Source organism: Rhodococcus sp. NJ-530, from assembly GCF_003860625.1.
Taxonomy (GTDB): Bacteria; Actinomycetota; Actinomycetes; order Mycobacteriales; family Mycobacteriaceae; genus Rhodococcus_F; species Rhodococcus_F qingshengii.
Window position 1 is genome coordinate 1,217,168 of the sequence record NZ_CP034152.1, and the last position, 22,616, is coordinate 1,239,783.

General features: G+C 60.8%; 23 protein-coding genes. 6 read left to right on the forward strand and 17 right to left on the reverse strand.

Annotated features, from left to right (window positions below; translation table 11 throughout):
- Nucleotides 1-5 precede the first annotated feature (5 nt).
- On the forward strand, nt 6-1,142 hold the full coding sequence (locus EHW12_RS05570; RefSeq protein ID WP_125050378.1) for a GIY-YIG nuclease family protein: 1,137 nt from the start codon (nt 6-8) through the stop codon (nt 1,140-1,142).
- A gap of 80 nt (nt 1,143-1,222) precedes the next feature.
- On the opposite strand, the gene EHW12_RS05575 is transcribed toward EHW12_RS05570, so the two are convergent.
- The 4 genes from EHW12_RS05575 to EHW12_RS05590 all read right to left on the reverse strand — a co-directional run bounded on the left by EHW12_RS05575 (nt 1,223) and on the right by EHW12_RS05590 (nt 5,028).
- Nucleotides 1,223-2,440 carry a Dyp-type peroxidase gene (locus EHW12_RS05575; RefSeq protein WP_042920208.1) on the reverse strand — a complete coding sequence of 406 codons (1,218 nt, stop codon included), beginning with the start codon at nt 2,438-2,440 and terminating at the stop codon, nt 1,223-1,225.
- The gene (locus tag EHW12_RS05580; RefSeq protein ID WP_003945769.1) at nt 2,433-2,933 is read right to left on the reverse strand and encodes a copper chaperone PCu(A)C; all 501 of its coding nucleotides are present in this window, start codon (nt 2,931-2,933) and stop codon (nt 2,433-2,435) included. The genes EHW12_RS05575 and EHW12_RS05580 overlap by 8 nt, the downstream gene beginning before the upstream one ends.
- Nucleotides 2,934-2,958: 25 nt before the next feature.
- Complete coding sequence (locus EHW12_RS05585; RefSeq protein WP_063314929.1) at nt 2,959-4,389, reverse strand: PepSY domain-containing protein; 1,431 nt, start codon at nt 4,387-4,389, stop codon at nt 2,959-2,961.
- Nucleotides 4,390-4,497: 108 nt separating this feature from the next.
- The gene (locus EHW12_RS05590; protein ID WP_047269282.1) at nt 4,498-5,028 is read right to left on the reverse strand and encodes a hypothetical protein; all 531 of its coding nucleotides are present in this window, start codon (nt 5,026-5,028) and stop codon (nt 4,498-4,500) included.
- 220 nt (nt 5,029-5,248) lie between these two features.
- Between EHW12_RS05590 and EHW12_RS05595 the strand changes: the two genes are divergently transcribed.
- Together EHW12_RS05595 and EHW12_RS05600 are read left to right on the forward strand one after the other, a co-directional pair.
- A complete protein-coding gene (locus tag EHW12_RS05595) occupies nt 5,249-5,956 on the forward strand; it encodes a hypothetical protein (RefSeq protein ID WP_064112938.1) in 708 nt (235 codons plus the stop codon).
- A 309-nt stretch (nt 5,957-6,265) separates the two neighbouring features.
- Nucleotides 6,266-7,432: a MinD/ParA family protein gene (locus EHW12_RS05600; protein ID WP_125050379.1), complete on the forward strand. Its 1,167-nt coding sequence runs from the start codon at nt 6,266-6,268 to the stop codon at nt 7,430-7,432.
- Between the two features lie 40 nt (nt 7,433-7,472).
- Here the strand turns inward: EHW12_RS05600 and EHW12_RS05605 are convergent, their stop codons facing one another.
- The 3 genes from EHW12_RS05605 to EHW12_RS05615 form a co-directional block, all read right to left on the reverse strand.
- Nucleotides 7,473-8,507 carry a hypothetical protein gene (locus EHW12_RS05605; protein ID WP_125050380.1) on the reverse strand — a complete coding sequence of 345 codons (1,035 nt, stop codon included), beginning with the start codon at nt 8,505-8,507 and terminating at the stop codon, nt 7,473-7,475.
- A gap of 201 nt (nt 8,508-8,708) precedes the next feature.
- Nucleotides 8,709-9,791: a M48 family metallopeptidase gene (locus tag EHW12_RS05610; protein WP_003945574.1), complete on the reverse strand. Its 1,083-nt coding sequence runs from the start codon at nt 9,789-9,791 to the stop codon at nt 8,709-8,711.
- Between the two features lie 77 nt (nt 9,792-9,868).
- On the reverse strand, nt 9,869-10,072 hold the full coding sequence (locus EHW12_RS05615; protein WP_003945456.1) for a hypothetical protein: 204 nt from the start codon (nt 10,070-10,072) through the stop codon (nt 9,869-9,871).
- A gap of 145 nt (nt 10,073-10,217) precedes the next feature.
- Between EHW12_RS05615 and EHW12_RS35110 the strand changes: the two genes are divergently transcribed.
- Nucleotides 10,218-10,373 carry a DUF6131 family protein gene (locus tag EHW12_RS35110; protein WP_003945912.1) on the forward strand — a complete coding sequence of 52 codons (156 nt, stop codon included), beginning with the start codon at nt 10,218-10,220 and terminating at the stop codon, nt 10,371-10,373.
- On the opposite strand, the gene EHW12_RS05620 is transcribed toward EHW12_RS35110, so the two are convergent.
- The 3 genes from EHW12_RS05620 to EHW12_RS05630 form a co-directional block, all read right to left on the reverse strand.
- Nucleotides 10,367-11,545 (reverse strand): glutamate--cysteine ligase, encoded by a 1,179-nt coding sequence (locus tag EHW12_RS05620; RefSeq protein ID WP_125050381.1) that lies wholly within the window; start codon nt 11,543-11,545, stop codon nt 10,367-10,369. The genes EHW12_RS35110 and EHW12_RS05620 overlap by 7 nt on opposite strands.
- A gap of 1,165 nt (nt 11,546-12,710) precedes the next feature.
- Nucleotides 12,711-13,952 (reverse strand): serine hydrolase, encoded by a 1,242-nt coding sequence (locus EHW12_RS05625; protein WP_265155149.1) that lies wholly within the window; start codon nt 13,950-13,952, stop codon nt 12,711-12,713.
- Nucleotides 13,953-14,143: 191 nt separating this feature from the next.
- The gene (locus EHW12_RS05630) at nt 14,144-15,031 is read right to left on the reverse strand and encodes a class I SAM-dependent methyltransferase (protein WP_125050382.1); all 888 of its coding nucleotides are present in this window, start codon (nt 15,029-15,031) and stop codon (nt 14,144-14,146) included.
- Between the two features lie 384 nt (nt 15,032-15,415).
- Here EHW12_RS05630 and EHW12_RS05635 point away from each other — a divergent pair, with 384 nt between their 5' ends.
- Nucleotides 15,416-15,901 (forward strand): hypothetical protein, encoded by a 486-nt coding sequence (locus EHW12_RS05635; protein ID WP_064074095.1) that lies wholly within the window; start codon nt 15,416-15,418, stop codon nt 15,899-15,901.
- 44 nt (nt 15,902-15,945) lie between these two features.
- Here EHW12_RS05635 and EHW12_RS05640 read toward each other — a convergent pair whose 3' ends face one another.
- From EHW12_RS05640 to EHW12_RS05655, 4 genes are all read right to left on the reverse strand, one after another.
- Nucleotides 15,946-16,716, reverse strand: coding sequence for a glucose 1-dehydrogenase (locus EHW12_RS05640; RefSeq protein ID WP_007734653.1), 771 nt, complete (start codon nt 16,714-16,716; stop codon nt 15,946-15,948).
- On the reverse strand, nt 16,713-17,300 hold the full coding sequence (locus EHW12_RS05645) for a TetR/AcrR family transcriptional regulator (protein ID WP_125050383.1): 588 nt from the start codon (nt 17,298-17,300) through the stop codon (nt 16,713-16,715). The genes EHW12_RS05640 and EHW12_RS05645 overlap by 4 nt, the downstream gene beginning before the upstream one ends.
- A gap of 51 nt (nt 17,301-17,351) precedes the next feature.
- Complete coding sequence (locus tag EHW12_RS05650; RefSeq protein ID WP_007734657.1) at nt 17,352-17,879, reverse strand: SRPBCC family protein; 528 nt, start codon at nt 17,877-17,879, stop codon at nt 17,352-17,354.
- A 114-nt stretch (nt 17,880-17,993) separates the two neighbouring features.
- Nucleotides 17,994-19,181, reverse strand: coding sequence for a zinc-dependent alcohol dehydrogenase (locus EHW12_RS05655; protein WP_042452468.1), 1,188 nt, complete (start codon nt 19,179-19,181; stop codon nt 17,994-17,996).
- A 181-nt stretch (nt 19,182-19,362) separates the two neighbouring features.
- On the opposite strand from EHW12_RS05655, the gene EHW12_RS34545 reads away from it, so the two are divergent.
- Nucleotides 19,363-19,509, forward strand: coding sequence for a hypothetical protein (locus EHW12_RS34545; RefSeq protein ID WP_164490549.1), 147 nt, complete (start codon nt 19,363-19,365; stop codon nt 19,507-19,509).
- 139 nt (nt 19,510-19,648) lie between these two features.
- On the opposite strand, the gene EHW12_RS05660 is transcribed toward EHW12_RS34545, so the two are convergent.
- The 3 genes from EHW12_RS05660 to EHW12_RS05675 form a co-directional block, all read right to left on the reverse strand.
- Nucleotides 19,649-20,287 carry a PAS and ANTAR domain-containing protein gene (locus tag EHW12_RS05660; protein ID WP_037132380.1) on the reverse strand — a complete coding sequence of 213 codons (639 nt, stop codon included), beginning with the start codon at nt 20,285-20,287 and terminating at the stop codon, nt 19,649-19,651.
- Nucleotides 20,288-20,455: 168 nt separating this feature from the next.
- The gene (locus EHW12_RS05665) at nt 20,456-21,331 is read right to left on the reverse strand and encodes a haloalkane dehalogenase (protein ID WP_047269290.1); all 876 of its coding nucleotides are present in this window, start codon (nt 21,329-21,331) and stop codon (nt 20,456-20,458) included.
- A gap of 646 nt (nt 21,332-21,977) precedes the next feature.
- Complete coding sequence (locus tag EHW12_RS05675) at nt 21,978-22,592, reverse strand: hypothetical protein (protein ID WP_047269291.1); 615 nt, start codon at nt 22,590-22,592, stop codon at nt 21,978-21,980.
- Between the last annotated feature and the right edge of the window lie 24 nt (nt 22,593-22,616).

The following is a 22,616-nucleotide window of genomic DNA, read 5'->3' on the forward strand; positions in this document are numbered from 1 at the left end:
GTGGCATGGCTATTGTCTGGACAGTTCCTCGCGCTATCGGCTCCACCTTGCTCGTTGCTCCGTTGATCAAGGAGTTCCTTGTCGAGGGTGACGGCACCCTCGATGCAAAACTGACTGCGGTCGGTACGGTCTCTGCATCTCTCGAGAAGCAAGTCGGCCGCACGTTCACCTCGATCAGCGCTGCTTCGGCGGCAATCTTTTCCGGTGCTGCCGGTTCCACCAGCGTGCCAGACGCACTGCGTCTGGCCGTGATGCGCACTCTGTCCACCGAGGTCGTCGTCAGGAAGCCGGCTCCGCAGCCGTTCTCCGAGAAGGTCGGGAAGAGGCTGGGGCAGTACGTCTTTGCTTTGCGTGACCCGCGTAACGACCAGGTGTTCCATGTCGGGCACGGCACGGGAAATCAAGTATTCGCGCCGGTATTCGAAGCGCTCGGTGAACTCGCGAACCTCGAAGGAGCGGACGCTCCGGCCGAGTCGAATGCTGCTGTGACGGCAGCCAAGATCGCTCGGATCCGCGAGATCTACGACGCAGGTTCGGCGGTGGAGCACTTCGTACTCCTCCGCTCGGTCTCTGCCGCCACGGATTCGGCCGCCACTACCGACGAGGTCGTCCGCGGCATCGTGGAAGCCTTGCGGATCACCGACGCGGGAGAGGGTCTGACCAATCTCGCAGGCGATATCTCGGACAAGGACGCCCGAGCGACCCGCGTCGAGGAACTCGCATTGCGCTACTCGGCTGATCCCGCGCCGGAACTCCCGACGCCGAGCATCGTCCTCCACGTACCGGCCTCCGCCCGTCCGGGAGCAACGCCGGAAGAGATCTACGAACTCGCGCGCGCCGAGTGGTCTGCCGGTGCGGCTGTTCGTGCCGAGATCGGAATTCCCGTTCTGGTGTTTGCCGACAGCATCATTCGTGGTGCCTTCCGTGCTCAGTCATGGGAGGTGTCCACTCGCAATGCCGACGGAAGCCAACTGTGGCGGTTCAACGGAACCGTCGACGACGAGCTTGCTGCCAAGTACGTCGGAACCGAGGTCACCCCGCACAACGTCGGCCTGAAGAAGTGGCCCGTCAGCGGTTGGGTCACGAGGTTGACTACCGCCCGTCCAGGTGCGGTCATGCCGGGACCTCGTAAGTCCAAGTAACGCAACAACTTCAGGTAGAAGGCACTGTGGGGGCGGGATCCGTTCGGATCCCGCCCCCACAATATCGTTGCCCGGGGTTGTCAGCCGAGCAATCCGCTTCCCAGATAGTCGTTCTCGGTGCATCCCGGCGGAATGAGATACACCGCAGAACCGATCGGCGTCGTCCACTCGTTGAGTGCGTCGAAGTCACTCAATCGCTGTTGGACCGGTAGATATTGCTCGGCGATGTCCCGTTGGAATGCTGCGAAGATCAATCCCGAATTCGAGGTCTGCCCGCTCTCGGGTGCGTCGTCGTAGTTGTATGCCCGACGGAAGAACTGCTCCTTCTCATGCGTCTGGTGGGCTCGCGCGATGTGTGATCCTGGCGGGATCACCGGAATGCCGAACTTGTCCGTGAGTGTGAAATCCGCTTCGTCGAATTCGTTGGTTCCGTTGAGCGGAGCGCCATTGGACAACGTGCGCCCCATCGTGAGTTCGCGCCCCGAACGGTCGAGTTCGTCCCAGGTATCCATTTCCATGCGAATGCGTCGCAGTACCAACGAGGTTCCGCCCGCCAGCCACGACTGACCCGCGCCGTCGTGCCAGATCAGTGAATCGAAATCCACTGTTCCCGGAGCAGGATTGACGGTCCCGTCCACTTGGCCCATGAGATTGCGCATCGTGGTTCCCTCAGGCGTGGTGCCGCGAGCGTTGCGGAATCCCTTTTGCGTCCACCGGATGGTCGTCAGTGATCGGACGTTCTTGGTCAGAACTCGCACAGCATGAGCAATGGTCACCGGATCGTCGCCACAAATCTGCAACAACAGGTCCGATCCGCCCCATCGATCGTCAAGTCGGTCGATCGCGTAGCTCGGCAACGGCTCGAACCAGTCCGGTTGACGTGCTTGCAATCCCAGCTTGGTGAACAGGCCAGGGCCGTAGCCGACGGTCACTGTCAAGCGTGCCGGATCCACAGCCAGTTCCCGTTCGGTGTCCGCCAACGCCGGGTTGCCCGCGGTGAGCCGTGACGCATCCTCGGACCACATCTTCATGATTCCGACGACGACTGCTCGATCGGTTCCAGGCAAGAGGTCGAACCCGATGAACGTGCCGTGCGCTTGCGGAGTGGTGTCGATGCCGGCTTGGTGGACGCCGTAGAACGGTTCCACCAGCTTGCCTGCTTGCTGCTCGTGTTCGCTGCGCTCCACCACTGTGGTTGCGCCCCAAGTTATTCCCGCGACGCCGAGCGCGGCGGCGCCTCCTCCGAGAAGGCGCCGCCGGCTGAGTGCTCGGCTGGGCGGGTTCGTGTTCTCAGCCACCGTGATTCGGGTCGTAGTTCTCCTGATTACCGGAGAAGTCGCGAATCTGGGCTGTGAACGTGGTGCTGGAACCGTCGTCGTAGATCAAGGTGAGGTCGGTTTCTGCGCCTGGGAGCAGCGGCGCGGACAGGTCCATGAACATGAGGTGGTCACCGCCCGGGGTGAGGGAGGCGGACCCGTTGGCAGGGACCAGGAAACCGCCGTCCTTGGGACGCATCGTCATCGTTCCGCCGTCGCCGGTCACGACTTCGTGCAGCTCGAGTCGAGACGACGCGGGGCTGGTGGCCGAGACCACGCGTACGTCCTTGTCACTGGAGTTGACGAGTTCGGCGAACGCCGCGCTCATTCCTTCCGGCGCGGCCTTGACCCATTGATCCTGAACTGTGATGGATTGTGCAGCTTCGGTTTCCTTGTCGGAGTTGGAAGAACAGCCGGTCAGGGCGAGAGCTGCGGACAGTGCAACAGCTGCGAATATCTTTGTGCGAACAGTCATGTGTGTCTCCGTAATTCGTGAAGTGTCAGGTGGTGGCACGGCGTTTGAACGCCGCAAGGCACAGGTCGATCAGCAGGAATGCGAGAAGGCTGATGCCGAGTAGCGGAACGAACCAGCCGACCAACGCCGTGATCGCGACGAGAGCAACGAGGCCGACCGGGGAGAGGTTGCGGATTCCGCCGCGGGCAGGAACCCGGCCGACTGCCCAGTCGGAGCCACGAGTGGGGCGTCGGCGCCACCACATGATGTAGCCCCGAATGACCACGCTGACCAGTGCGAGTGCCAGTGCGGCGAGTGCGATCTGGTTGGCAAGACCGAACAGCAGGCCCATGTGGAGTTGGATTCCCCAGGCCGAAAGTTTGGCTGCGAGTGGCCAATCCGAGAACCACAACTCGTCGGTGACCTTTTGCGTCGCTCCGTCGATTGCGATGGTGTTGTTGCTGTACACCCAGGGCTGACGTGTCTGGGCGACGGTGAACGCCGTCTCGGCGTTCGCGGGTATCGATACTTCGACAGGACCGGTGATCCCGTTGTACCTGGCGATACCGAGGACGGTGTCGACGCGTCCGACGTTGGTGTCCGTCAGCGTGCCGGTGGCGGCGGGGGCCATGTCGTGACCCTCGTGCCCGCCTGTCGCCGGAGGGGGAGCGTCGCCGAGAGTTTTCACAACTGAGGGCGTCGTCCAACTCAACGCGGTTCTCAGATTGCTGACGTTCTCTCCGGCGTAGGTCGACCACGTGAGGCCGGTCGCCGAGAGGAAGACCAATGCAACTGCTATCCAGATGCCGACGACACCGTGCCAGTTCAGGGTCCGGCTTCGTCCGGTGGATGCTCGGTCGATCGTGAGCAGTCGAGCGTTCCGGGCGGTGCGGTAACGACGGAACCAGAGGTAGACACCGCCGAGTGCGACCACCCACATCCACGACGCGGCCAATTCGCTGTAGAGGCGGCCGGGTTCGCCGAGATGAAGGTGGCGATGCAGTTGGGAGATCCAGGTTCGCAGCGGCAGCGAACCACTGCTTCCGTAGACCGCCAACTCGCCGACCGGCTGTGCGAGCACCGGATCGACGAAGACGGCGAGCCTCTCCGATTCGCCCAGTGACGGATCGGTGAACAGGACTCGGGTGGTTTCGCCGGCAGCAGGGGACGGACGTACTGCCGAGACCGTCAAGTCGGGGCGGTACTGCTGAGCGGAACGGATCTGGTCGTTCAGTGACGCGATCTGTCCGGTGGTGTCGGTCTGGAGGTAGTCGCTGTAAACGAACTTCTCGATGGTGGGTGCCATCGCGTAGAGGCCACCGCTCAAAGCGGCGATGAGGATGAACGGTCCGATCAGGACGCCGGCGTAGAAGTGCAGACGCAGGATCAGTGGTCTGGCGCCGCCAACCTGCTTCTTCGGGGGAGAACTGTCGTTGGACGCGCGCGTCTGTGCGCGCTCCAATTCGGGTGCGGACATGCGTGTACTCGATCCCGCCGTGCGCCTTTGTTAACCGCGGGCGGTTAATAAAGGCGCACAGCAAAGTGGCGCACGTAATCACGTGCGTGAAAGGAAAGGGGAGGTGAGTTACACGAATGCCGGTGGGCCGCGAGTGCCCAGGCCAGAGGTGAGAAGTTGACGTAGAACAACTTTGGCGCGGTATCGAGTACGTGCAGCGAACGGTGACGGTTCAGCTGCCCACGGGCGCAATAGAACGGCGACGATTGCCGCTACCGTCGATGCGGCCACGACGTATCCGCGTTCTGCGCCGCGGATCAGCACTGCGCACACTCCGACGGCAGCGATGTGTGCTGCGAGCATCGGAAGGGACAGGAGCAGGCCGTGTTGATGATCCGAAGCGATGGTCAACGTCGCGTGACCAATGGCCTGACCCGCAGCGAGCATGAGGGCGAGCAAGAGCGCGGGGGAGCGACGGGTGTCGATGGACGCGACCACCGCGCCGACGCTCGCGCAGGCGAGGATCAGCAACACGACAGCGCTTTCGGACGGGGCCATGCCGCCGCCACCGAGCGCGTGGGCAGCGACGGAAACCGCGCCGGAGGTGCCGCCCACGAAAGCGCCGCGCAGCTGCGCGACATCTTTCGGACCCGGCGTCATACGCGAAAGGATACAGGCGCCTACTACCGGGCTTAGTAGGTGATCGGTCGGGATCGTTTCGGTGGCCGACCGACGAACGCGTTAGGTGGGGGATTTGTCCGATTCGCCAAACTTTGCCGAGGACCGGGTGAAACAAACGTGACGGTCATTTTCCGGTGCCAGACTTGGCTCTGGTCGCCGGCAACGGGTCGACGGCAGGGCAAACACATAGGAGAGTTTCATGAGGCGTCGATTCTTTGCGATATTCGCCCTGATGGGTGCGTTCGGTCTCTTCCTGTCTTCGGTGGCCTCGGCGGACCCGGTCACACGCTCCGTGTCGGGCACCCTTGTCAACTCGTGTAGCGATACTGGCGATCCGGTCGGGATATGGATGGTCGTATGGGATGGCTCGACGCAGATATCCTCGGCCACTGTCGGGGTGGGTGGCGGATACACGATCACGAACGTTCCTCCGGGCAATTACACGGTCAGTCCATACTCGCCGGCTGGATGCGGATCCGTACCCGACAGGACGGCGGTAGATCTGACGACGTCCGACGCGACCGGGATCGACTTCGAGTTGGTGAAGGTGTTCAGCATCGTCGGAACTGTCACTGGGTGTCCGGGTGCTGACGGGGTCGGCGCGTCTGACGTGACGTTGAATCTCCTCGATGCCGGCACGCAAATCGCGACGACAACGACGGATGATTCCGGTGACTACTTCTTTCAGTACAAGCCGGCCAAGGACGGCTATTCCGTAGAAGTGGTTCCCGGCAGCGGATGCGGTGCCGATCCAGCAGTAATTCCGGTGAATCTGAGCACGAATGACGTCACCGGTGTCGACTTCGCGCTCACTGCCGACGGCTGCGATACGGGCAGTTCGTTCGGAAGTGTGGATCTGTCGACGATTTTCGGAAGTCTCGGCAGTTCGGAATTCTGCAGCAGCTGAACACTTGTCCATGAAGGGAGGGTGATCGCCGAGGCGATCGCCCTCCCTTTTCTCGTTTGTTACCAAGGGATTTGCCCTGACATTGCGGAAGGCTGTTTCTAGCGGCAGATGAAGATATCTGTGCCGCATATCGTTACGACGTTCGTATTTGCTGAGATCGGCACAAGCTTGGGGACCAAAGTCATCGAAGTGCGGGTGTAACGGTCTGTTGTGCCACGACGGTATTGAGCAGAGAACGGCAAGCCCGCCAGAGTGATAGCGTCCGAGAGGCTATGTCCGAAATGATTCCGAACTCGACCTAGGAAAACGGTGCGCAGCGATAACAACGGTTCGAATAACGGAGTCCTGGGGAACAACTCCGGAACGACTCAGGGCGACGGCCATTTCGACGCGTCCGACGACGGCTATGCAACGTCGATTCGAACCGTCACCTTCACACCACAATTCGACGAGCCTGCAGCAAAACCGTTGCCCAGTCAGCGGATGCGCCAGCAACGTCGTGAAGAGCCGACCGATTTCCGGACCTCGACGCCCAGGCCTATGACCTCCGTCGACGACCTGGACATCATCAAGCGGGCGAAGCGTCCACCCGAACGCGGTTTGGGCAGTGTGTTGTTCAAACTCACCGGGGGCCGGATCAACACCGGGCAGTCGGCTGCCGAACTCGAACACCAGGCTCTCGTGCGCCGTGCCAACCGAACGGTGCGCGGCGTGTACAAGATTGCTTTCATCTCACTCAAGGGTGGAGTGGGGAAAACCACGGCGGCCAAAACTGTCGGTTCGACGTTAGCATCGATCCGTGGGGATCGAATCGTAGCCATCGACGCCAATCCCGACCTGGGGACCCTGGCTGATCGCGAACGACGTGAACATCACCTGACCGTTCGTGATCTGTTGGCCGACGGTGACATTCGTACGTACAGCGATGTTCGCTACTACACCTCGCAAGGCGACAGCCGACTCGAAATCCTTGCGAGTGAGGCAGATCCGGAAACTTCGGAGTCGTTCAACGAGCAGGACTACCTCGATACTCTCCGAATTCTCGAGGTGCATTACAACATCGTCATCACCGACTGTGGCACCGGAATCATGCACTCGGCCATGTACGGAATTCTCGACGAAGCAGATGCTTTGGTTGTCGTCAGCCCGACGGCTCAGGATGGTGCCCGTAGTGCTGCAGCAACGCTCAGTTGGCTGACCAAGCACGGATACGCAGATCTGGTGAGCAGGTCGGTCGTGGCGATCAATTCGACGCGGCCGGGTTCGTCTTCGCTCGACCTCGATCAACTCGAGGACGTTTTCGCTCAGCGTGGAGTGCGAGCGGTCAAGACGTTGCCCTACGACGATCACCTGGGCGAAGGCGGTCCGATCGACTTGAAGTTGTTGAACAAGCGCACGGCACGGGCATATCTGGAACTCGTCGCAGCAATTGCCGATGGTTTCCCGGACTCGGTGGGCAAGCACGCTTCTCGATAGAACGTGCTCGCCACCGAATCTGATCAGCAGGCTCCGGCGTTCAAGGGTGCCGAAGTATCGCGCCGTATCCGTCGGCGAGAACGAGGCGTTCGTCGATCTGTACCAACTCGGTGCCGGTCCCGATTGCGATGTAAGGGAGTACGCGATCGGCGGGCCCGATCAGCTTTCCACTGGTGACTTCCTTGTCGTCGGGATCGGTGAGCAGCAGCGTCTCGACCTTGCCCTGTTCGAGGGCGTCGAGGACGCGTGCGGTCCCGTCGATGGAGAGGCCGGAGTCCCGGCCCTGCTCGGCGACGTAGCGTTCGGTTTCCACATCCATTCTGCGCAGTCGCTGCGTGTCGATCAGTTCGCGGATCGACTTGGACACCTCGGCGGGTGTCGAACCGACTGAACGCGAACCCTTTTCGACGTCCACCACCCGTAGCGTCGACGGCAAAAGCTGTGCAAAAGCTTTGCGGGATTGTACTTCTCCGATGACAACTACCAGCGCGACCTTGTGTTCACGGGCGAGCGCCGCCGCGCGCTCCACAGCCTGAGTCAGGTTCTTCCGGATATTCTCCTCCACGAGGCTTTGGCTGTCGGTGTATCGCTCCTGACCGCCCACGTGTGCCTTGTGGACCGGGAAGCCGTCTCCGTCTACCGTTTCGCCGTACACGTCACGCCCGCGAGCATCGCGCACGCACAGGTCCGCGCCAGTGTGGTCGACCTTGGCGATGAGGAACGGTTCGGTGTCGTATCCATGTGCGATCAGTGGAATCAGGTAGGGCAGTTCGCCCAAGGTCGCGATAATGGAGCCGGCAGGTTCGAGCAGAATATCGTCGATCAGCACTGCCTCGGAAGTGGCGACGATCGCGCGTCCGGCGCGACCTGAGATGCCGTGATGGTTGTCCTTCACCTCGTCCAGTCGTGCGATCAGCGATTCCGATGCTCCCTGTTTCGTGAGTTGATTGCGCATCGAGCGCCATTCGAGTTCGAAGCGCTCGCGCGCATCTTCCCGGTTACGGACGTCTTCGAAGTACACGGAGGCAAACGGGCCGTCACTCGAACCGACCTTCTTCAGTCGCCCAGCATGCATGTCGGCTCCCTTCTGTAGTGGTCCTATGCCGCGTACCCGACAACCGGTGATTCGACACGACCGCTTTCAGTTCGCACGTTTGTTCGACTGCTGGTACTGTCTGTGAACGTGAGGGTGGTGCAGAGGGAAGCCTGCATCACCTTCACGCCAAGAGCCCGGGACCTGTCGCCGACTGCCTTCGGCGGCAGGTCCCGATTCTGCTTACTCGGCGTCGTCAGTGCCCTTCGACCTGTCGGAACTCTTGCGCCAGTGGGTGAATCGTTCTTTGATGTCCGACGCTACATCGCCGACGCCATTCCCCACGGCGCCCACCGCACCGCCCAACCCGCTACCGATGTCGCGCACCATGCGGATCAAAGGGTCCTCCGACTCGTCGAAGTTCTGCTTGTAGGTCTTGGCTGCATTCTTGAACTCGTCGCTGATCTTCGCTCCGTCGTCATCGCCGCGACGGGGGTAGTTTCCGCGCAGAATCGCGGCGTAGTCTCCGCTGTCCACCCACTTCTTGAGCTCGGCGGCGCGAAGCACCGAGAACGGGTGAGAGAGCAGTTCGATGTTGAGGAGCTTGAGTACACCGTCGCGGAGGTCGCCGCTGGCGTCGTACTCGGCGGCCTGGGCAAGAAACGCGTCGATGTCGATTTCACTGACTCGGGATCCGCCCGCCAATTTCATCTGGACGCGAATCGCGGTGTGTACGTCCTGCCCGCACAACAGTCCGGCACGATCACCGGACAGTTCTGACTTGCGCTGCCATTCCATGAGGGCGGCGATGATCGCGCGCAATGCCCATCCGCCGACGGGCAGCCATCCGATGGTTCCGGCCAGTCGCATCAAATGCATCAGGATGGTCCGATACACAGCATGACCGGACAGCGCGTGGCCAAGTTCGTGGCCGATGATGAACCGCTGTTCCTCGTAGTTCATCACGTCCAATAGGCCGGTAGTGACCACCATGAACGGCTTGTCCATGCCGATGGTGAAGGCGTTGACCATCGGGGTCTGGAGTACGAACAGCTCGGGTGTCTCGTCGGCCTGCAAGATCTCGACGCAGTCACGGCGCAGGTCGTTCAGGTCGCTGAACTGGCGTTCGTCGACTCGCACCGACGTGGCGAGGTACATGAGGCGGTGCTGACGTTCTTGGAGCAGTCCGGACAGTGTCCGTAGGACAGTGTCGAACCCCCGAAGCGTCCGGAGCGTCACCAATGCAGCCCGATCGGCTGGGTGTTCCCACGCACGCGAGCTGATGTCCGGGAACTCGATTCGGGTGCGATCTGGTGCAGTGGTCATGGTGGCCCCTCACTTCGATGTGTGTCGACTCACCTCCAGGGTAACGACTAGTCGGTTTAGCGTGGACTTCCGGCAGCTCACTCGGTGGGCTGGGGGAGCGTGCAATCGGTGACTTTGGGGTTCACGCCGAAGTAGTTCAGCGGACCCGCGATGACCGTGAGCGCGATGGTCCCGACGCCGGCGCAGTTGGTCGGCGAACTGCTGTAGTAGCCGCGTTGGCCGGCCGCGACGGCCCCGACTATCAGCCAGATCAGAACGATCAGAGTCACAATTCTCATCATGGCGGGCTCGATTCTTCAAATATTATGGTGCCCAGCGAAATACCCGGTCAGAGTGGGTATGAAACGCTCTGCCGACGGGTATCCGCGGTGTATGCGGCTCGAGGCGGGCGTATCCGCCCGAGTGAACGCACTGAAGGAGCTTGTGATGATCATCCTCGGCGTGATCCTGCTGATAATCGGTTTCGTGGTGAACATTCCGATCCTGTGGACGATTGGTGTCGTCTTGCTGGTGATCGGAATCATCCTGTACGCGCTGGGCGCGGCCGGGCACGCCATCGGTGGTCGGCGGCATTACTACTGATCCGTTGTCGGCTCGTCGTGCGTATCCGTGCCAGTCGGCGCGGTCGGTACGGTGCGCTGAACGGCACGCGCAATCAGTTCCCGAAGGCAGACCTGGCGCAGCGTTCGCTGTTGCCAGTCGCTGCCGTTGCCTGTGACTGATTTGAGCTGCAGCGCCGACTCCACGCTCGAGTACTCGCCTCCCTCGTCGAGGGAGTCACGGACATGGATCAGGAGCCGGTGCAACAGTTCCGTGGCTGAAATTCTTTGTGAGGTAATCGGATCGATCGACGCTCCCAGGACGCCTTCCTTCGCGGACACCCAGGTTGCGCGGCGGAGGCTCTCGAGGGAAATGTTCGGAGCCTCGATGCCCCGGTCTATCGCGCGTAACGCAGTTGCCACCAGAGCCCGTCCAAGGGTTGCAAGTAGCGCTGCATCCTCTGCTGTCGGCTGAACGTCGCAGACTCGGATCTCGACGGTCGGTAGGTGGCAGGAAGGTCGGATATCCCAGTAGGCCATCCGCTTGTCGAGCATCACGCCGCAATCCACCATCTTCGCAACCGCGGTGTCGAAGTCCCCGGTGGTCTCGAAGTACGGCGGCGGCCCGGCGACTGGCCACCTGGACCATTGGATCGCCCGCCAACTCGCGAAGTCGGTGTCGACTCCTTGGTGGACACGGGAATTGGCGCTCAGTGCCAACAAGGCGGGCAACCAGATGCGCACGTGATTGCAGACCTGCACGGCCTGTACTTGATCAGCGACGCCCACATGTATGTGGCAACCGCAGATGCTTTGTTCGGCAGCGAGGGCGCCGAAGCGTTCGCCCATCCGGCGGTAGCGAGGCGAGTCGCTGATCTCGAAACGCGAAGGCCCCGAAAGCGGTGCGCCGACGGCCAACAGCCTGCAGCCGTTCAACTCGGCAGCTTTTGCCGCGAGCCGACGCATGTCGATCAAGTGGGTTCGGAGTTCGTCGATGCCATGGCACACGGGAGAGTTGGTCTCGACTTGGCAGCGGGACAACTCGAGCTGAAGATCCAACCCCAGTGTCGACGCGGTTTCCGCAACCGCAACATTGTCGGTGGACGGCAACCAGGAGGTCGGGTCGACGAGGATGAATTCTTCTTCGACGCCGACAGTCGGGGTCGTCGATTCGTGGCGGCCAGCGGTGGATTCGGTCGAGCAGGTGGCGCCCATGCTCGCGTCTACCCGGTCGGTCGAAGGCGGAAACCGACCCGAGGAAGCCCCGTTCTCGTCGGGAGAACGGGGCCTGTGGTCGGCCTTGCCAACATCTCGGAAGCGTCAACGAGTCCTTGCACACCGTATGAATCTGGGGACTGGCGTGCCTGGGAAAACGTACTGTGTCGGACTCGGTAAAACGAGACCCCAAGGCATGTCTCACCCCCTATTTCACCCTCGTGTGGACTTGTCCGCACGCCCTTCGCCGAGTCGCGGATCATGACCTGGCGGCCTGCGGTGGTGCAGTCTCGGCTTTATCCGTGGGGCCGCCGTTATCGAGCAGATTCCGAGAATGCGAACCCATCTAAACTAACGTCCAGCATTCGGATGTGGCGTTCTGGCGGAGTGTGTGGGTTCGGTGAGTCAACAGATATTTGATCAGTTAATCGCGTGCACAGCATCCGGAGAAGTTGTGGAACTTTCGAACTGGTATTGCGTTTCACCAGCGCAAATCTTCAGTGGTCATGGGTAAAAGTCAGAAGATGGGAGAAAGTGCCTGGGATTGTGTTGCTACCGGTTCGTTATCGCAGACGAGTGTCCACTATGTGCGTGGATGACGACTCTTGAAGGCGGGCAAAACTGCGTGTCAGCTGTGTCGGAGCTTCCTCTGTCTTTGTGTTCTTGGATTGAGAGTTTCACCAGGAATATCTTTCGTGATCGACGCGCCGGGAAATTTTTCTCAAGATTTACCCACTTGCGAATTGGGGAAATAAGCGGGTTGCGTAAGACCGAAATATTGCGGGTGGGAGCTGTTATTTCCGGTGATTTGCCCATATCTTGCTGAGTGACGTATTTGCAACCGAAGTGTCGCGCGGTCGAGAAATAATGCTTTTCATGCTTTACATTGGAAATTGCAAGATGCACGTTTCATCCTCAGTGTTAAACGAAAGGACGAACGCAATGGGTAGCTTGGAAGATTTCGACATCGCGGCACTTCTTCAGAAGGTCATCGCATTCTTCGACGGATTCTCGTCGGACGAGACCGAGCCCCCCACGGGCTAAGACTTAGCGAAGCCGCTGTGCATCCGGATGACACTGGATGTGCAGCGGCTTCTCTGTGTCCGGCGCCTTCATCGGCGAAGGCAATGAATCGGGGTGCATGGTTTCGGCCCGCCACTGGGCACTAACTGGTTGCATCCGTCTGGATCAAGAGCATCGCGTCGTCGACCGGATCGAAGTACAGAGCCGGGTCGGCAACCAGTGCAGCGTCGTCACCATGAGTTTGCATGGTGACAACCCAGGCACGATCGTCGTGTTCCACGTAATAGGCACCCGCGAGGACCCCGATGGAACTGCCGCCCTTGAATCCGCCGTAAGTGAACCATTTCGCGGACTCGTCACTGAGCGCCGGATCCTCGGCGAGAATGTCTCGAACCGGTGCGCCGCTCTCGGTCTTCGCCCTCACTTGCAACGTGACCAACGCGGCACGCAGGTCGGCGGGCGAGGCGAACCAATCGATGTCGAAAGGCCATGCGGGGGTGGTGAATGCAGACGCCGGGATGTCCACCAGGCCGTCAGGTAGTGCCGCGAGTATCGCTCGACGCTCGTCCGGAGTTCCGTCGCGCCAAGCGATACGTTGTGCGCCTTGGTCACCCCAGCCGAGTTGGAACAGTGCGCGGGTCGGCTTGAGCGGGATGTTGAGCGAAGGATTTGCCATGCCCATCGGGGCGAATTCGGCTTCTACCTGCTCGCGCCCGACAGCAGCGATCAGCATGTCGGTGGCGGTGTTGTCGCTGATCGAGATCATCTTGCCGGCGGTATCTCGGACCGTGACTTCAGTTCCCGATGGCAGGTCCTGCATGGTCCCGCCGGGCATCGATTTGAGGTCGTCGGTGATGGTGAGCTTCTGATCCCAGGAGAGTGTCCCGTTCTGGACGGCCGTCGCGACCGCGCCGAGAACGTACAGCATGATCGTTGACCCTGTGGGCTGTGGTGAGGTGTCGCCGACACTGAAGACTTCGGCGTTCTTTCCTTCGGTGACCTCGGTGACGGTCAGATTGGTCGGCGCGGGAAGCGCTTTGACAGCTGCCTCGAGTTCTTGCCAAGATGCGGCCGGCACATGAACGTCCTTGGTCGGTGTGATCGCCATTCCGAGGATCAGCCCGTTGCCGTCGACGTCGACGTTGACGTCGAACGCACCGCCGGTGGTGCTGGTGATGGAAACTGTGCCGTCGGAGTCGCCTCCCTTGTAATTCACTGTTGTCCAAGGCTGTCCGGCTCGGATGGAGTCGAAGTCCGGAGGTGTCAGGACTACGGGTGCAGTGGGCCCGAAGTGTTCGGCGATTTCTTCCTGGGTCAACGGCGTGTTCGTGTTGAACGCACTGAGAAGCCAGGTGATCTGCTTGCCGACGGAGCTGTCAGGGATTGTGACCGTAGCGGGTGCCGCGGTGGGGGCTTCGGCGCGCGTCCGTCTGAGGTGTAGACATACTCAGCCTGAGGTACTGAATCGCTTCATTCTGGAGTACCGTCAACCACTTGTAGTGGTGACACGCGCCTTGCCGCTGGACAAATGGGAGAAAGGCTGCACTCGAAGAACTTTCGTGATGACTGCGAGAGCTAGTTCTTGGTCGCGGCCAAAAAGGACGGTTGCGTTGACAGCGCTGCGATTTCTTCGGGGAGTTCGGGGATCCGACGATCGTACAGTTCTGCCAACTCGACCGAGCTGAAGCGTCGGACAGTCCAATTGTGTTTAGCCAACCACTGGCCCGGATCGGATCGCTTGTCGCTGTAGAACAGTTGCGAAATGTCCAGGTCTCCGAACGGGTCCTTGGCGAAGTACTTGGATCTGATGGCCGCAAGCTTGCTCGGGTCGGTTCCGGCCGGAAAGTCGTTCACCGCCAAGCGACTACCGGTGGCCGAGAGTTCGTCGATCCGCTCGAACAGGGCGTCGTGGGCCGGGCCGGGGAGATAGGCGAGCAGGCCTTCCGCCGACCAGGCTGTGGGTTCGTTCGGGTCGAAACCAGCCTCCTCGAGTGCGGCCGGCCAGTCGTTTCGCAGATCAGTAGGCACAGTGCGTCTATCGGTCTTCGGCTGGGCGTCGTGCGCAGCGAGCACTTCGGCTTTGAACTCCAGCACCTTTGGCTGATCCACTTCGAATACCGTCGATCCTGAGCTCCAATCCAGCCGGTACGCACGCGAATCCAACCCTGCTGCAACGATTACCGCCTGCCTTACTCCGGATTCGGTTGACGACGAGAAGAATTCGTCGAAGAACCTGGTTCGCAACCCCATGAAACCGCCGAAGGGGGTGTCCTCGAGGAGCGTGGGATCTTTCAGAAGAGCTGTGAAATGCGGCTCGGCTGCAGCTTCTACGAACCACGATGCGAACTTGTCTTCGATGATCGCGTCCGGACGGGTGCTCTCCAGTGCTCGGAACGTTGCCACTGCCAGCGCGGTAAGTCCGACGCTACTGACGATGTCCCACGTATCTCCATCGCTCCGCATTGTCTGGGTGTCCTTCCGCTCTTGACGACTGAGCCGAACTCTCTCGACCCTACGCCCGTGTGACCCCTCGTCGCCTGGAACGGAACGGTCGGACTTGGAGCAGCAAATACACGCTGACCGGATCGAAAAATTCTGCAGTGCAAGGCGTTCGGTTTGAATCAGCATCCTGCCAGGAATTTGCCAGGTCAGTGCCAGTGAGCGGCAAGGATGCAGGACTTCACTGGGGTGTGCCTCAGGGCTGAGAGAGAGACTCGAGAATCCTTCGGGCAGGGGATTGATCGTGGCATGACCATCCGCCGGAACCACTTCGTGGGACCGTTCGGTTCCAGTTGATCTCTCGGACCGCACAACGAATGTCCCGTCGAGAAAGAGAGATGTGAGCCCATGTTGCAGGAAGGCTCGCTGGATGTATTGGCCGCCGCGGCGCGGAGCGGTAGCCGTGAGTCCATGGCCAGTTTGTATGCGGCGTTTCGTCCGATGGTTGTGCTGCGGTGCCGCGCCGAGCTTGATCAGGCCGTTTCCGATTCCGCCGCGGATGCCGCGTGCGTCGCCGTTCTCACGGCAGTGTGCGACGGATCGGAGACGTATCAGCCTTTTCTACGCGTGCTGTACGCGAGTACAAGCATCGCGATTGCTCGGGCGGCATCCGACGGGTTCAGCGGTGGATCGCTCCCGCCTCCGACAACGCTCCCGATTGTCGAACGCGATGTCCTGGTGTTGCGGCTGATCGTCGGGCTCGATACAAAGGCGACCGCAACGTCGCTTGCCCGTACGACAGACGAGGTGTCACTCGACCTGCATCGGGCGCTGCGGCGACTGCGAAAGTTGTCTTCTCCGAATGCAATCAGGGAGAGCTTGGTATTCACCTGAGGGCGTTCGGAATGCGCAGATTCGGGCGGGAACGGATCTCTCCCTTACTGGCCGGCGATGTATTCGATCGACGGGCCGGCAGTCCAACCGCCGTCGACGGCGATCTCGGAACCCGTTGTGTACGAGGCATCGTCGGAAAGCAGGTAGGTGACCGCGCCGACCAACTCCTCCGGGCGACCGACACGGCGATACGGATTGTTGGGGAATGCGCCCTCTTCGAGGCTGATGCCCGTCGGTGCAGTCATGGGCGTCAGGACCATGCCGGGGTGAACCGAGTTGACCCGGATCTTGTCGCGGCCGAGTTCGACGGCGGCGATCTTGCTCAGCCCACGCACGCCCCACTTGGCTGCGCCGTAACCGCTGGTCAGAGCCATGCCCATCAGGCCGGCGGCCGAGGAGATGTTCACGATGGATCCGCCGCCGGCTGCCTTCATGAACGGCACCACCGTGTGGATACCGGTGTGCACGGACACCAGGTTGATCTGGATGATGCGCTGGAACGTCTCGAGTGGTTCCTCGGCGACTGTCTGGCCGGACGCCGAGATTCCGGCGTTGTTGACCAAACCGTTGATCGCGCCGAACTCGGATACCGCGTACTCGGCGGCGGACTTCCAAGACGCTGGATCGGTGACGTCGAGGTGAACGTAACGCGCTGCGTCGCCGAGAGATTCGGCCACTGCTCGACCGTCGTCGTCGAGTAGGTCGCCGATGACGACGCGGCCGTTGCCCGCGACGATGCCGCGGGCAAACGCCTCGCCCAGGCCGCGTGCGCCGCCGGTGACGAGAACGACTTTTCCGGAGAGATCCTGAGTCATGATTGTTCCTTACCTGTTGGTGTTGCGAGATATGGCTTCGAGAACGCCCCGAGCGCGCGGGTGATGGCCTCGGGTGCGGGCGTCCGGAGGTCTGCCATCTCACGCAGTGCGGCGACTACCGCAAGTGTTGCCTGGCCCGAAGCCGCTGTGGTGTCGAGCGAGATTTCCGGACGGTCGATCAGGCGTGCGACTTCTGGGCGAATCAGTTCCATCGTCTCGAAAGTTGCTGATTCCCAAACTCTCCGGAGTGCCGCATCACCGAAGATGATGGGCATCAGTGATCGGGTCATCGGCTCGAAGGACTCGCCGACCGATGCGATAAAGGCATTCTTCACAGCCGCTGCGAGCCCGAATTCGCGGGCTTGCGCGCTGAGTGCCGTGGCCAGACTGCGGTTTCCCTCGTCGAGCATCGGCCAGATGCTCTCCTCTTTGGTGGCGAAGCAACGGTAGAACGTTCGCTCGGAGATTTCTGCCCGCTCGGCGAGCTCCGCGATGGTCGTCGAAGTGTCGCCGCGTTCGACGAAAGCGGCAGCACAACTCTGCGAGACGCGGAGAAGTAGTGCAGTGCGGCGGGCTGTTGCCATATCCGCACTGTACCAAAAGTGGCAGAAACTGCCACAAATGGTGTCGGCCGGTCAGCCGACGTTACCTTCGATTCCGGAAACCTCCTGCTCAACTGCGTTCTTGAGGTTCAGGAGCGTCTTGCGGATGTTGCCGCGCTGAAAGTCGGCGAAGGTTTTTCCTCCGGTGGCAATTTTGTCGAACATGTCGGCGGCGAAGTCCGGCCAGCCGCGCCTGTCGTCGGTCCACGTTTCGGTAACTCGGGTTCCGTCGGGCACCGGCGAGAATCGGTACTGCCAGGTTGCGATAGAGGCGGGGATCCGGGGAGTACCGAGGCCGATCTTGTGAACACGGAATTCGAAGAGCTTCCCGGCCTCGGCAGCGGTGACTGTGCATCGCGTGGTCCACTGCGCGCGCCCACGCTTGTTGTGCCCGTCGAACTCCATGCCCAGGAAAGCGCTTTCGCGGTCTCCCCGCAAGGTTGCGCCTATGTTTTCGGGACTCCAGGCACCCATACGAGTGGGATCGCTGATGACCTCGTAGAGGGAAAGCGCGTCGGAGCTGACGACGATGCTGTCGGAGACGGTAAGTTCGCGAGCCATTTCGGTTTCAGGTTCTTTCTGTCGAGCGTGTGTGAGGTGTGAGTATGACGATCGGTGGTTTCGCGAACAAGATGCGGACGTGGCGGATGAACCGTCGAACTGATCGGCGTTGAACTACAGGTGCGGTTTCAGTTGGATCTTGACCGCGCCTTCCTGCTTCTTCTGGAAGATCTCGTAGGCGTGTGGCGCCTGATCGAGCGGCAGCTGATGGGTGGAAAAGGTGTCGACGCCGAGTGGGTCGTCGTCAGTGAGCAGGGGCATGATGTCCTCTACCCACTTCTTGACGTTCGCCTGGCCCATCCTGAGCTGAATCTGCTTGTCGAACATGGTCATCAGCGGCAGCGGATCAACCATTCCGCCGTAGACACCGATCAAAGAAATGGTTCCGCCGCGCCGAACGATGTCGATGGCCGAATAGACAGCGCCAAGGCGATCGATTCCTGCGTTACGCATCGCAGGCGCGGCAAGAGCATCGGGAAGGAGTCCGACGAACTGCTGCGCGAGCTTTCCGATCGGAGACCCGTGCGCTTCCATACCGACAGCGTCGATCACCGAATCGGTTCCGCGGCCGTTTGTCGCGTCTCTGATGGCATCGCCGATCTTGCTGCCGTAGTCGTCCAGGTTGAGGGTCTCGATGCCGCGTTCGGCAAGGCGCGCAAGGCGTTCGGGTACACGGTCCACACCGATTACTCGAAACCCCTTGTGGTGGGCGATACGAGCCGCCATGTCACCGATCGGTCCGAGGCCGAGGATTGTCACGGACCCACCCGGCGGAATGTCGGCGTATTCGACCGACTGCCAAGCGGTGGGGAGCACGTCGGAGAGGTAGACGAATCGCGAATCCGCGGGACCTTCGGGAACTTTGATGTGTGTGAAATGTGCTTGCGGTACTCGGAGGTACTCAGCCTGCCCGCCGGGCACCGAGCCGTAGAGCTCGGAGAAGCCGAACAATGCTGCGCCCGTTCCCTGATCGCGGACCTGCGTCGTCTCGCACTGTGTGTAGAGGCTCGAATCGCACATGAAACAGTTGCCACACGAGATCTGGAACGGAATCACGACGCGGTCACCTATCTCGAGATTCGTGACTTCCGAACCGACTTCTTCGACGATTCCCATCGGTTCATGGCCGAGAATGTCGCCGGCATTCATGAACGCACCCAGAGTCTCGTACAGGTGCAGATCGGATCCGCAGATATTCGTCGTGGTGACCTTGATGATCGCGTCGGTGGGTTCGACGATCTTCGGGTCCGGAACCGTATCGACGCTTACTTTCCGTTTGCCTTGCCAAGTCACTGCGCGCACTGGGATCGACCTCTCATCGTGGAAATGCTGTTCGCAGTCACCTGCCCGAAAGCACTGAAATGCAAACAAAATCGGTGAGGGTTGCGAGAAGTCCTGAGCGCGTTAGATTGAGATGGAGCTGGGTCCCGGTCTCTTTGCACCGGCTCCAGGACTGAGACGACGAGATGATGAGGACGATCGCATGACCGACAAAGACGACAACGACCAGTCGCCCAAGGGTGGGCACCCAGGACCCGTGGACAAGGGCGGCGACGGGGGAATGGCAACGCGAGAACAGGCGCCTGAACTGGTCGAGGAGACCTCCGGCGAGAAGTCTGACGACGAGTAGTTTCCTTTTACTCCGCGTTGGGTAACAACGGGGATAGGCCGCATCGGACCGTCCCGGAATCAATGCGGGCGAGGTTCCTCGAGGTTGAGCAGCCAGCCACGGGAACCGCCTTGAGCAGATCCCTCAACCCTGTTGTCATTCAACCCTGTAACAGCACGTGATCGAATCGGGTCCGCAGTAGTGTCGGGACCCGGAAGTCGTCAAGCGTTCGAACTATCAACTGCTCGGCAACATCCCGGAGTTTCACGTTGGTCTCTTGAGAACGCCACACGAGTATGTCGAAGGCGCGATCGGCCGAAATGCCGTAGATCACCATGAGCATGCCTTTGGCTTGCTCGATTACTCCGCGAGAAGCGGTGATTTCGTTGACCAGCACGTCGACAGACGCTTTCACCGTGCTGTCGAGGGTTTCGGTGACGTCGATGTAGAAGCCTGAGCTGCCGACCACGGCACCCGACTCGTCCACGACGCTGTCGCCGACGACGATTACCGAGTGAGTATCCCCTGCAGTGTCGATGATGCGGTGGCGGCTGCTGAACGGTCCGCCTGAAGTGCGGATGGCGTGCAGTGTTTGGGCAACGTGTCTTCGGTCGTCGGGATGCTTGTGCGAGAGCATCAATTCTGTCGTCGGAGCTACTTGGTCGGGTTCGTATCCGTGAATCCGTGCAACTTCGTCCGACCACTCCCACCGGTCGCCGTTGCGGTGATAGAGAAAGCCGCCCACCCGGTGTGGAGCCCCCGATCCTGACGTTCGCCCCAACCCGTCCTCGTTCACCACACACGCCCCCTCGTTCTCGACCTCGTCCCAACCGGCGTACTCGCCAGTTAGTTATATCGGACAAATCCGGCGGAGGTGGTGTCGGTCCCATATTTCGGAGCATCGTCTGGATCGCTACCGCATGGGTCGGGGAAACCGGCGCTCAGAGTACTTGGCGACGGTCCCACGTCACTCGCGGTTGAAACAGTGTTGCCGCTCTGTCCATTCGGTGATCGCCGCCGCGATGGCCGCAGGCTGATCCTCGGGGGCGAGATGTCCTGCGGGACCGCACTGTTCCACCTCGAGATTTGCGATATTCGATCGGCTCCACGTGACTTCGTCAGGTCCGATCATGAGAAGTTCTGCGGGGCCGCTGAAGGTGAGAAGAAGTTTGGGTACGTCGGTGCTTTCTGCGAGCCAATCGCTGTACGCCGCCACACGTGCATTCACGTCACCGGGAGTTCCTTCGATGGGGAAGGATCGTGGCCACTCGAGAAGGGGTCGGCGACTCTCTCGTGACGGATAAGGGGAGCGATAGGCCTCGGCATCGGTTTCGGTCATTTCACCGAGAACCGTTCTGTGAAGCGCTATTTCGAGAAAGAAGTTCTCGTCGAGTACCTTCGTCTCTCCTGTGTCGGAGTCCCTCAGAGCTTCCACCCGTGCCCGTGCCTCTCCCGGGAAGTGTTCGTCCCAGGTCATCGGACGAAGGATCGTTTCGAAGAAGGCCACACCTCGGACGCGATCGGGGTGGCGGGCAGCCCAGTCCAGTGCAAGTGCCCCGCCCCAGTCGTGTCCGACGAGTACGACGTCGTCGAGTTCCATCTGGTCGAACCAGGCGTCGAGGTAGCGGGCGGTGTCGAGGAAGCCGTAGTTGATTGGCGGTTTGCCTGACTGCCCCATTCCGATGAGGTCAGGGGCAAGTGCGCGGCCTAGATTTCCTATCTGCGGCAGGATGTTTCGCCACAAGTGCGAGGATGTGGGGTTTCCGTGGATGAGTACGAAGGGTGTTCCTTCACCGCGCGAGCGGTAGGCCATGGTCGAGTCGAGCACGGGAATTGTGGGCATTGCGACTCCTCAAATAGTTTCCATATACTCTAATTGAGATAGTAGCCATGTATTCTATTTGTATGCAAGATCGAGAAACATGGACGACAGGGTCGCTGGTGTGGCACCTTGGCTTGCGCTGGCGGGCGGGGGTTGACCGAGCGATCGCGCACCTGGGGTTGACTCACGCCCAGTATTCAGTGCTCGCGTCTCTGCATGGTCTGGTGAGTGCGGGGGAGAGGCCGAGTCAGCGAGAACTCTCAGCGCACACAGGATTGCAGCGAATCTACATATCCAAGCTCGTGCGAGCGTTGGAGAAGAGCGGGTTTGTTGTCAGTGAACGCGATAGACGCGATGCGCGAGCCGTTCGCCTCGATCTCAGTGACGAGGGCAAACGAGTCATAGAGCTCGCTAAAGACATTGTCCGCCAATTGGATGCAAAGAATACGGAAGTGCTGACGAAAACCGGAGGGCGGGAACTCGCCGAGCTCCACCGCGCCCTTGACGCGTTACTCGACGCCACCGAAGCAGCAGATGGATAATGCGCCGGTCCGCTTCGTGGCGAAACCGAAGGCGATCGTGTGCGGACCCGGTCCACAGGACGTTCGTTGGAGGACCGACGGAAGCGTCGATCCCCCAACGAGCCCTATTGTCTAGCTGTCGATCGTCACGGTGTCACGTTGATCGGTGTGGCCGATGCGAACTGCAGTGTGCCCGACATTGTTGCCGTGCCAGTGGCTGCGGCGGGGCAGACGGGTCCGGTGCCGGTGCGTGTGTAGTTCACGGTGCCGGTGTTGCTTGCCACGACGCGCTGGTTGGGAATATCGAATGGCAGCGGTCCGACAGTGCTGGCCCCGACGGTGACTGTGCATGTTGATCCGGGCATCGTGACGACTGCGCCTCCTGCAGGAATGACCAGGGATCCCTGAGCCGATCCGGTGTCTGCCGAGACGTTCAATAGCCAGGAGCCGGAGGTCGTGACCACAGCGGGTAGGCCGTTAGCCTTGCACCCGGTCAGGCTGGGGGTGCCGATATTGACGTTGACTCCGCCGGTGCCGGTGTTGGAATTACCCGGCGCGGATGGGATGGTCCCGGAGCCCGTCGTACTGGAGCAGGTAAGTGTGATCGTTCCTGTCTTGATACTGAGATTGCTGCTCGAAGCAGTCACGGCTTGACCCGCTGGAGTGACGACGGTCGAAGCCAGAGCGGTGCCGGCTGCGACCGCAATCGCGGCTGCGGCGGCAGCTGTGACGATGGTGGTGCGGCGAACTGCATGGGTCATCGATATCTCCTTGTTGTCGGTGAT